Here is a 9,999-nt window from a genome sequence, read left to right as displayed (position 1 = left end):
CGGGTCGGTGCCGACCACCTGGAACGGGGTCTCGGTGCCGTCGGAGAAGGTCGCGGTGCCGCGCCGGCCGGCGTCGACCACGTGCGCGTTGGTCAGCAGGTGGCCGGCCTCGTCGAACACCACGGCCGAACCACCGCCGCGGTCCAGGCTCACGCTGGCCACGTGGGGGGTGAGCCGGGCGGCCACCGCGCTCACCGTGCGCGAGTAGGCGTCCAGCAGCTCCGCGTCGTCGGACACCGCGACCACCACCTGTCGGGAATTACACCGTTGCAGCTACTACAACGAGCACCCGCCAGCAGTGTTCCCTGTTCACCTCAGGCGAACGGGTCCTCCGACGTGGCCGGATCCCAGGACAACCCCGGCACCCCCCAGCCGTTGCGCTTGAGGGTCCGCTTGGACTCCTTGGTGTACCGGCCGGTCAGCCGGCTCAGGTAGAGCAGGCCGTCCAGGTGGTCGGTCTCGTGCTGCAGGCAGCGGGCGAAGAAGCCGCCACCCTCCACCTCGACCCGCGCCCCGTCCAGGTCCTGCCCGGTGACCTTGGCCCAGGCGGCGCGCCCGGTCGGGAACGACTCGCCCGGCACGGACAGGCAGCCCTCCAGGTCGTCCTCTGGATCGGGCATGATCTCCGGCCGCTCCGACATCTCCAGCTCCGGGTTGACCACCAGGCCCCGCCGGCGCGCGCCCGCCTCCGCGTCCGGGCAGTCGTAGACGAACAGCCGCAGGTCGACTCCGACCTGGTTGGCCGCGAGGCCGACGCCGTTGGCCGCGTCCATCGTGTCGAACATGTCCTCGGCGAGCGCGCGTAGCTCGTCGTCGAACTTCTCCACCGGACGGGTCGGTTGGTGCAGAACAGGATCGCCAACGATGCGGATGGGTCGAACGGCCATGGTCCGTTAGCTTAGAAACCCGCCTATGGCACCCATGCTGGCGGTCGGCGTGATGTAATGACCCTGGAATGACACACGTGTGATTTCCAGGGAGCCCCATGGACGCCGCTGAGGTGCCGGCGGAAAACCGCCAGCCGGCCCCGCGCCCTGCGGCTCCGGCCGGACTCAGCGACCGGGAACGCCGGATACTGGCCTTCGAACGGCAATGGTGGGCGCACGCCGGAGCCAAGGAGAAGGCGATCCGCGACGAGTTCGAGGTGTCGGCGACGCGGTACTACCAGTTGCTCAACGAGCTGCTCGAGAAGCGGGCGGCGCTGGAGGCCGATCCCATGCTGGTCAAGCGATTACGGCGACTGCGCACCGGTCGGCAACGCGCCCGCGCGGCCAAGCGGCTGGGGATTGAGAAACCATGAGTGCAGTAGTTGACCCGGGATCGGCCCGGCCGGGGCGGATCGTCGGCCTGGTGCTGATCGGTATCGCCGTGCTGGCGGCCATCCTCGGCATCCTCACGCTCATCGACGGCGGCAACGGCGGCGAGCAGGGGCAGCCCACGAACCAACCGTCCCAGCCCGGTTCCCCGCCCAGCGGTGCGCCGTCCAGCGGAGTGCCGACCAGTGGTGCGCCAACCAGCGGTGCGCCGACCAGCGGCACCCCCACGAACCCCCCGCCGGCCCAGCCGCCCGCCTCCCAGCCGCCGCCCGCGACCGCCGCCCCGCCGGCCCCGGCGCCGGCCAACCCCCGGTCCGTTCCGGTCCGGGTCTACAACAACAGCACGATCACCGGCCTGGCCAACGAGGCCGCCAACGACTTCCGCGCCGACGGCTGGAACGTCGTGGAGGTCGGCAACTACAACCAGGGCACGATCCCGACCAGCACCGCCTACTTCACGCCGGGCACCGACGAGGAGGCCGCCGCCAAGGAGCTGGGGGGAAAGTTCAACCTGCGGGTCGAACCCCGGTTCCCGGGCATCATCAGCTCCTCCCCGGGCGTGATCGTCATCGTGACCAAGGACTACGGCGGGAAGTGACGGCTCAGCGGCGCTCGGCGTAGGCGGCCAGGGTGGCCAGCTGCACCGGGTCGAGCGAGGGCCGGACGTTGTCCCGGGCCACGGCCAGGTGCGTGGCGGTGACGCTGGCCGCGTCCATGGCCTCGCGCATCGCGGTCAGCGCCGCCTCGCGGACCAGCGCCGCGCAGTCCGCCGCGGAGTAGCCGTCCAGCTCGGCGGCGAGCTTGTCCAGGTCGACGTCCTCGGCCAGCGGGGTGTTCTTCGCCGCCGCCCGCAGGATCTCGGCGCGGGCGTCGGCGTCCGGCGGCGGCACGTAGACCAGCCGCTCCAGCCGGCCGGGGCGCAGCAGCGCGGGGTCGACCAGCTCGGGCCGGTTCGTCGCGCCCAGCACCACCACGTCGCGCAGCGGCTCGACGCCGTCCAGCTCGGTCAGTAGTGCGGCCACCACCCGGTCGGCCACCCCGGTGTCGCCGGACTGGCCGCGGCGCGGCGCGAGCGCGTCCACCTCGTCCAGGAACACCATGGCGGGGGCGGCCTCGGCGGCCCGCCGGAACAGCTCGCGGACCGCCCGCTCCGACTCGCCGACCCACTTGTCCAGCAGCTCGGCGCCCTTGACCACCAGCACGTTCAGCTTGCCGGTGCCGGCCAGCGCCCGAACCAGGAACGTCTTGCCGCAGCCCGGCGGACCGTAGAGCAGCAGCCCGCGCGGCGGCGAGACGCCCAGCCGGGCGAAGGAGTCCGGATACCGCAACGGCCACAGCACCGACTCGGTGAGCGCCTGCTTCACCTCGACCATGTCCCCGACGTCGTCGAGCTGCAGCCCGCCGGTCTGCAACGCGTCCGAAGTGGACATCGTGGTCGGCCGGATCACGCTCAGCGCGTCGAACAGGTCCTCGCCCGAGATCCGCGGCTCGTCGGCGTCCCGCTGGCGCAGCGCCGCCCGGACGGCCGCCTCCCGGCGCAACGCGATCAGGTCCGCGGCGACGAACGCGGGGGTCCGCTCGGCCAGCGCGCCGAAGTCCACATCGGACTCCAGCGGGGTGTCCCGCAGCAGCACCCGCAGCAGCTCCGTGCGGTTGCGCGCGTTCGGCAGCGGCAGCGACAGCTCACGGTCCAGCAGTTCCACGCCGCGCACCCGTGGGTCGACGGCCTCGGCGTGCGCGGTGGTCGCCACGATCGCCAGTCGCGGCGTGGTCACCGCCGCCCGCAGCGTGTCCACCACGACGGTGGCCAGCGGCGGCGGGTTCGTCGCCGGCACCAGCGCCTCGATGTCGGTGATCAGCAGCACCGCCGGGCTGCCGCCGTCGGTGTTCCCGCGGGCCGCCGCGATGCAGTCGTTGATCCGCCGGGCCGCGGCGTCCGGTTCGAGCGCGGCGACCGTCGGCGCGGCCACCTCGACCACCTCGGCGCCGACCTCCCGCGCCACCGACCGCACCAGCGTCGCCTTGCCGACCCCTTCCGGCCCGGTGACCAGCACGCCGAGCCGGGGCGTCGCGCCCAGCCGTTCGAGCAGCTCCGGGCGGCGGAAGGTCAGCTCGAACCATTCGGTGAGCCGGCGCGCGGCGTCGTGCGAGCCGACCAGGTCGGCGATCGGCGGCACCTGCACCACCGGTTCGGCCGGCCGGGCCGGTGCGGCCGCGGCGGGCCGGCCGGGCGCCTCGGCGGGCGCTGCCGGCGCGGTGCTCTCACCGGTCCGCGCACCGTCCCGCCAACCGACCACAGTGGACGGATGCACGCACACCGGCCCGCTCGGCTCGGTGGCCGTCACGGTCAGCAGCTCGGTCGTCCAGCTCACCCCGATCGCCCGGGACAACTTGCCGCGCAACGCCGTCACGTCCGAACCGGGCGGCGGCGCGAGATCCTGGGGGAGCAGCGACACCGCGTCGGCGACGGTGAGCACCTTGCCCAGCAGGGCCATCCGCAGCGTCTCCGGGGCCAGCGACGTGCTGGCCAGCCGCGAGCCGGCCACGGTCACGGTCCGGGCCGGGGCCACCTCGACCGGGGCGACGACCACCTCGGCGCCCTCGGTGATGCCGATGTTGGACATCGTGACGTCGTCCAGCAGCACGATCCCGGTCGGCCCGCCCTCCACGGTGGCCACGGCCAGGGCCGAGCTCACCCGGGCGCCGGTGAGCCGCACCGCGTCCCACTGCCGGAGGCCGAGCGCGTCGAACACCTCCGGATGCAGCCGAACGACCCCGCGCCGGGTGTCGATCGCGGACGGCGAATGCCGGGCGGTAAGGGTGATCTGCGGCATGCGCCGAGCCTAGTGCCCCCCGACCCCCCGAACGCCCGCCCAGGTCTAGAGCCAACCACCGCATCCAAGTCCGGAGAGCCGGTACCGCACCTCAGGGGACCGTGACGGCACCCAGCCACATCCACCAGATGCCCGCACCGTTCCCCGGCACGCAACCCCGCATCAAAATTCCGGAGAGGCGGTATTGCGACGGCACCCAGCCACATCCACCAGATGCCCGCACCGTTCCCCGGCACGCAACCCCGCACCAAAATTCCGGAGAGGCGGCGCGCCCTAGCGGGGTTCCCCGGGGCGTTGCGGGTTGCGGCGTAAGCCTGTCCGGCGCCAGCTGCGCCTGCGCAACACCGGGCGCGGCGGCAGCACCACCGGACCGAGCCGCGGCTCGGCCTCACCGGCCCGGCGCGGCAGCCGCACCGCCCGCCGGGCCGCACCGGCCACCCGGCGCAGCGGCGGCCGCAGCCCGAGCCGGCGGCTGACCCGGCCGTGCGCCTTGCGGATCGCCCGCCGTTCCCGAGGCGGCACGGCCCAGGCCTCCGGGTGGTGGGCCAGCCAGTGCTTGCGGCGCATCGCGTAGGGGATGTGCGCCAGGTAGAGCACCAGCGCGACGGCCAGCGCCGCCATCGGGTAGGTGATCACGGCGGCGGCCACCAGGCCGACCAGCACCAGCAGCGGTGCCACCGCCTTCGCCGGCACCCGGATGGTCTTCAGCGACAGCGTCGGGATCCGGCTGATCAGCAGCGCGGCCACGGCCACGGTCCAGGCCAGCACGACCGGCTTGGACGACCACCAGCCGGCGCCCGCCTCGATCCAGACGATGAGCGGCAGCAGCACCAGCAGCCCACCCGCCGGGGACGGCACGCCGACGAAGAACTCCTTGGTGTACGGCGGTTGCTCGGTGTCCTCGAGCAGCGTGTTGAACCGGGCCAGGCGCAGGATGATGCACACCGCGTACACCAGCGCGATGACCCACCCGCTGCGGTCGTCGGGGAACTTCCAGACGTAGAGCACCAGGGCGGGGGCCACGCCGAAGGAGATCGCGTCGGACAGCGAGTCCAGCTCGGCGCCCATCTTGCTGGTGGCGTCCAGCAGCCGGGCGATCCGGCCGTCCAGGCTGTCCAGCCCGGCGGCCACGGCGATCGCCGCGATCGCGGCCGGATACTGGTGCAGCAGCGCGAACTGCACGGCGGACAGGCCGGCGCACATGGCCAGCACGGTGATCGCGTTGGGCAGCACGCGCACCCCGGGCGCGGTGGGTGCCACCGGGTCAGCCCTCGGTCCGGGATGGCAGTTCGGCGAGCACCGTCTCACCGCCGATGGTGCGCTGTCCGGGCTCGACCAGGATCCGGCTGCCCGGCGGCACGTAGAGATCGACCCGCGAGCCGAACCGGATCAGGCCGTAGGTGGCGCCGGCGGCCACCTTGTCCCCGGCCTGCACGTCGCACACGATCCGGCGCGCGACCAGGCCGGCGATCTGCACGACCACCACCTCGTGCCCCTCGGGGGTACGCAGCAGCACGGTGTTGCGCTCGTTGTCCTCGCTGGCCTTGTCCAGGTCGGCGGACAGGAACTTGCCCGGGCGGTAGGCGGTGCGCAGCACCTCGCCGGACACCGGCGCGCGCTGCACGTGCACGTCGAACACGGACAGGAACACGCTGATCCGCTGCTGCTCGGCGGTGCCGAGGCCCAACTCGGGCGGCGCGACGGCGGTGTCGATCAGCGCCACCGTGCCGTCGGCCGCGGCCACCGCGATGCCGGGGCGCCGGGGCGTCACCCGGTGCGGCTCCCGGAAGAACCACGCGGTCAACGCGGCCAGCAGGCCGGCGAGCAGGCCGAGCGGGCGGGAGATCCGGCGCAGCAGCAGTGCGGTGCCGGCGGCGGCGGCCACGAACGGCCGGCCGGCCGGATGCATCGGCGGCACGACCTGACTGGCCAGGTGCACGAAGTGCGCGAGGGTGCCGGACTTCTTCTCGGCGGCGGTCATCTGCTGAACGGTCCCTCGGGGCGGGGTGGGATTCGGACTTGACCACGTTACGCCAGCAGGACCAACGCATCCGATCTGGCCGTGCTCCCCCCGACGGGGCACGGCCGATCGGATGCGTCCGCGCAATCGAGATTGTTCGTCCAGTCTAGCGCGAACGGTAACCGAGAGACTACGGCCGGTTGTCCCCTCTGCTCAGGTCACAGCAGGATCAGGTCGACCTCGGCGCCGGCCGGTAGCTCGGTGACCGGCTCCGGAACCTCGATCAGGCAGTTGGAGGCGGCGAAGGAGGCCAGCAGGTGTGAGCCGGGCCCGCCGATCGGGGTCACGTCGACCCGGCCCTCGTCGTGCCGGGCCCGCCGGTACTGCCGCTTGCCGGCCGGTGAGCGCAGGGCCGTGGCCAGCCGGGCCCGGGTCCGGGGCCGGTCCACCACCGGATGACCCATCGCGCCGAGCAGCGCCGGCCGCACGAACAGCTCGAACGACAGCGCGGCGCTCACCGGGTTGCCCGGCAGGGTGACCACCGCCAGCCCGTCCAGCCGGCCGAGGCCCTGCGGCCCGCCGGGCTGCATCGCGACCCGGAGGAACTCCACCCCGCGCCCGGTCAGCGCGTCCTTGACCACCTCGTAGGCGCCCGCGCTCACCCCGCCGGAGGTCACCAGCAGGTCGACCTGGTCCGCGTGCGAGGCCAGCGCCGCGTGAAACGCCGCGACGTCGTCCGGCACGAACCGCAGCACCGTGGCGGTGCCGCCGGTCTCGCGCACCGCCGCGGCCAGCAGCACGCTGTTCGACTCGTAGATCTGGCCGGGTTGCAGCGGGGTGCCCGGCTCGACCAGTTCGGAGCCGGTGGACAGGATCAGCACCCGGGCCGGGCGGCGCACCGGCAACCCGGCGTAGCCGACCGCGGCGGCCAGGCCGAGCTGCGGCGGCCCGAGCACGGTGCCGGCGCGCAGCAGCGCGGCGCCGCGCGCCACGTCCTCGCCGGCCCGGCGCAGGTGCGTGCCTTCCGGGACGGCCGCCCGGATCGCCACCCGCTCGGTGCCGGCGTCGGTGAGCTCCACCTGGACCACGGCGTCGGCGCCGTCCGGCAGCGGCGCGCCGGTCATGATCCGGTGCGCGGTGCCGGGCCGCAGCCGGGGCACGTCGGTGCGGCCGGCCGGGATGTCCTCCTCGACCGGCAGGGTCACCGGGTCCGGCTCGCTCGCGCCGGCGACGTCCCGCGCCCGCACCGCGTAGCCGTCCATCGCCGAGTTGTCGAACGGCGGCAGCGCGACGGGGGCGGTCTGGTCCTCGGCCAGCACCAGGCCCAGGCAGCCGGCGAGGTCGCGGACGGCGACCGGCAGCGGCGGCAGCAGCGCGGCGACCGCCGCCCGGTGCTCGGCGACCGAACGCGGTCCGGATGAGGTGTGTGCCACGGACCCATCCTGCCCGTGCGTCGCCCACCGATCGATCACCGACCTTGTGCCAGAGTGCTCACTTATGCAGGTCCGTACCCGGCACACTCCGGCGTTCGGGGTCGCCCGGTTGCAGCTGGCGCCGGCCGAGACCGTGCTCGCCGACTACACCGCGCTGGTGGCCACGAGCTACGGCGTCCTGGTCGAGCCGAAGCTGCGCGGCGGCTCCCGCGGCAGGCGGCGGCCGACCACGTTCACCGCTCCGGCCGAGGGCGGCTGGGTCGACCTGGCCCCCGCCGTGCCCGGCGACGTCTACCTGCTCGAACTGGACGGGCTGGGCGGCTGGTGCGTCGCCCGCCGCGGGGTGCTGGCCAGTGCGGCCACCGTGGTGTCCGACGCGCAGTGGGCCGGGTTCCGGGCGCTGTTCGGGGTGGACGTGGGGTTTCTCGAGCACACCTCCGGCACCGGCTCGCTGGTGTTGTCCTGCTGCGGCGCGGTCGACGTGGTCACCCTGGACAGCGGCGAGCTGATCACCGTCGAGCCCGGTCACCTGCTCGCCTACACCGACCACACCCAGGCCCGGCTGCGCGCCACCAGCCAGGCGCTGCCGCAGTCGGTGCGCACCGGCGACGGCCTGGTGCTCGACTTCGCCGGGCCCGGCCAGCTGGTCACCCAGACCCGCAGCCCCCGGTCGTTCGCCGAGTGGTTGTCCACCTCCGGTGACGGCCGGTAGTCGTCTCGGCTTGCGAGCGTGCGCACAGTCAGTAGGTTTGGCGCGGCGAACGGCGCGCCCCGCGCCGTGCTCGAACGCGTTTGGAGGGTGTGCCGTGGCGACAACCGGCACTGTGAAGTGGTTCAACTCCGAGAAGGGCTACGGGTTCATCGAGTCCGAGCAGGGCATCGAGGTGTTCGTGCACTACTCGGCGATCCAGGCGGACGGCTTTCGGACCCTCGAGGAGGGCGACAAGGTCTCGTTCGAGGTGGGCGCGGGGCGGGACGGCCGAACCCAGGCGGAGCAGGTGCAGAAGATGTGACGCGCGGAGTCGGGAAACCGGGCTAACCACACCCGGGACGGCACGTCCCCCGGTTAGGCTCCATCCGACGAGATCCCGCCCAGCGTGGGCCGGCGCGATCTTGGTCCCCGTTTGAATGGAGCACTGTGTCGGAGGACCTGACCGGGCGTCGCCTGGGGCACTACCGCATCGACGGTGTGCTCGGTAAGGGCGGCATGAGCGTGATGTACCGGGCGACCGACGTCCGGCTCGGCCGCAAGGTCGCGCTCAAGGTCATCGCCGAGCACCTCACCGAGGATCCCGAGTTCCGCGAGCGCTTCGTCGACGAGGCCCGCAACACCTCGGCCATCGACCACGCCAACGTCGTTCCGCTGTACGACTTCGGCGAGGTCGACGGCCTGCTCTTCATCGCGATGCGGCTGGTGGACGGGTCCGACCTGGCCAGCCTGATCAAGGGCGGGCCGCTGGCGCCTGCCCGGGCGCTCGCGCTGCTCGGCCAGGTCGCCGAGGCGCTGGACAACCTGCACGAGCGCGGTCTGGTGCACCTCGACGTCAAGCCCGCCAACGTGCTGGTGACCAGCCGGGAGTCGACGGCCGAGCACGTCTACGTGGCCGACTTCGGGCTGACCAGGCGGGGCGCCACCGGGCACCGGACCCGGGGCGGGGACTTCCTCGGTTCGCCCACCTACGCCGCGCCTGAGCACCTGCGCGGTGAGCCGGTGGACGGCCGGACCGACGCCTACTCGCTGGCCTGCGTGCTGTTCGCCTGCCTGGCCGGGCGGCCGCCGTTCCAGGGCCAGGTGCCCGAGGTGATCCAGGGCCACCTCAACCGCGAGCCGCCCCGGCTCACCGAGCTCGTGCTGCTGCCGCCGCAGATCGACGAGGTGATCCGGCGCGGCATGGCGAAGAACCCCAACGGCCGCTACGCCGACTGCCGGGAGCTGGTCGCCGCGGCGCGGCAGGCGCTGGCCGGTGTGCCGCAGCCGAACGTGCCGGCGGCGCGCCGGACGGCCGGGCCGGTACCGGGGCCGGCGAGCAACGGGCACGGCGGCTACCCGGCCCCGGCCGGGCCACGGCCGCCGGTTCCGCCCCGGATGCCGCCGCCGGTCCCGCCGGGGGCGCACTCGTCGGTGGGCGAGCCGGTCCGGCTCCGGCCGCCGGTGCCGGTCGGGCGGGCCGCCTTCACCGCGGAGCGCACCGGCCCGCGCTGGGTGGTGCCGGTGCTGGTCGGGCTGGTGGCCATCGCGCTGATCGTCGGGGCGGTGCTGCTGTTCACCGGCGAGCCCGGCGGCGGTGGCGGCCCCGAGCAGCCGGGCACCACGGTGCCCGAGGTGCAGGTCGGCCCGGGCGGCGCCGAGCAGAGCCCGACCGAGGCGCCGAAGAACACCGGCAAGCTGCCCACCTCGCTGCCGATTCGCCCACCGTCCTCGCGCTGACCTGGTCTTCTTGCACTCGTCGGGTGAG

General features: G+C 73.8%; 11 protein-coding genes. 5 read left to right on the top strand and 6 right to left on the bottom strand.

Annotation, left to right across the window (positions count from 1 at the left end; genetic code table 11):
* A partial coding sequence (locus VFO68_RS16940; protein WP_414635519.1) for a trypsin-like peptidase domain-containing protein occupies positions 1 to 237 on the bottom strand: 237 nt, incomplete at its 3' end.
* 77 nt (positions 238 to 314) lie between these two features.
* Positions 315 to 887, bottom strand: a complete 573-nt coding sequence (locus VFO68_RS16935; protein ID WP_325159263.1) for a peptide deformylase — start codon at positions 885 to 887, stop codon at positions 315 to 317.
* Positions 888 to 985: 98 nt separating this feature from the next.
* Between VFO68_RS16935 and VFO68_RS16930 the strand changes: the two genes are divergently transcribed.
* Together VFO68_RS16930 and VFO68_RS16925 are read left to right on the top strand one after the other, a co-directional pair.
* The gene (locus VFO68_RS16930; protein ID WP_325159262.1) at positions 986 to 1,300 is read left to right on the top strand and encodes a DUF3263 domain-containing protein; all 315 of its coding nucleotides are present in this window, start codon (positions 986 to 988) and stop codon (positions 1,298 to 1,300) included.
* Positions 1,297 to 1,914 carry a LytR C-terminal domain-containing protein gene (locus tag VFO68_RS16925; protein ID WP_325159261.1) on the top strand — a complete coding sequence of 206 codons (618 nt, stop codon included), beginning with the start codon at positions 1,297 to 1,299 and terminating at the stop codon, positions 1,912 to 1,914. Before VFO68_RS16930 ends, VFO68_RS16925 begins: the two co-directional genes overlap by 4 nt.
* Positions 1,915 to 1,918: 4 nt before the next feature.
* Here the strand turns inward: VFO68_RS16925 and VFO68_RS16920 are convergent, their stop codons facing one another.
* From VFO68_RS16920 to glp, 4 genes are all read right to left on the bottom strand, one after another.
* Positions 1,919 to 4,150, bottom strand: coding sequence for an AAA family ATPase (locus tag VFO68_RS16920; protein WP_325159260.1), 2,232 nt, complete (start codon positions 4,148 to 4,150; stop codon positions 1,919 to 1,921).
* Between the two features lie 273 nt (positions 4,151 to 4,423).
* Positions 4,424 to 5,410: a CDP-diacylglycerol--serine O-phosphatidyltransferase gene (gene pssA, locus VFO68_RS16915; RefSeq protein WP_325159259.1), complete on the bottom strand. Its 987-nt coding sequence runs from the start codon at positions 5,408 to 5,410 to the stop codon at positions 4,424 to 4,426.
* 4 nt (positions 5,411 to 5,414) lie between these two features.
* Complete coding sequence (locus VFO68_RS16910) at positions 5,415 to 6,131, bottom strand: phosphatidylserine decarboxylase (protein ID WP_325159258.1); 717 nt, start codon at positions 6,129 to 6,131, stop codon at positions 5,415 to 5,417.
* 197 nt (positions 6,132 to 6,328) lie between these two features.
* Positions 6,329 to 7,543, bottom strand: coding sequence for a gephyrin-like molybdotransferase Glp (gene glp / locus VFO68_RS16905; protein WP_325159257.1), 1,215 nt, complete (start codon positions 7,541 to 7,543; stop codon positions 6,329 to 6,331).
* A 64-nt stretch (positions 7,544 to 7,607) separates the two neighbouring features.
* On the opposite strand from glp, the gene VFO68_RS16900 reads away from it, so the two are divergent.
* The 3 genes from VFO68_RS16900 (at position 7,608) to VFO68_RS16890 (ending at position 9,971) form a co-directional block, all read left to right on the top strand.
* Positions 7,608 to 8,255: a TIGR00266 family protein gene (locus VFO68_RS16900; protein WP_325159256.1), complete on the top strand. Its 648-nt coding sequence runs from the start codon at positions 7,608 to 7,610 to the stop codon at positions 8,253 to 8,255.
* Positions 8,256 to 8,349: 94 nt separating this feature from the next.
* A complete protein-coding gene (locus tag VFO68_RS16895) occupies positions 8,350 to 8,556 on the top strand; it encodes a cold-shock protein (RefSeq protein WP_325159255.1) in 207 nt (68 codons plus the stop codon).
* A gap of 125 nt (positions 8,557 to 8,681) precedes the next feature.
* Entirely contained in the window at positions 8,682 to 9,971 is a 1,290-nt protein-coding gene (locus VFO68_RS16890) for a serine/threonine-protein kinase (RefSeq protein WP_325159254.1), read from the top strand.
* The last annotated feature ends 28 nt before the right edge of the window (positions 9,972 to 9,999 follow it).

Source organism: Actinophytocola sp. (assembly GCF_035712165.1).
GTDB lineage: Bacteria > Actinomycetota > Actinomycetes > Mycobacteriales > Pseudonocardiaceae > DASYTH01.
This window is presented reverse-complemented; position numbering and strand designations above follow the sequence as displayed.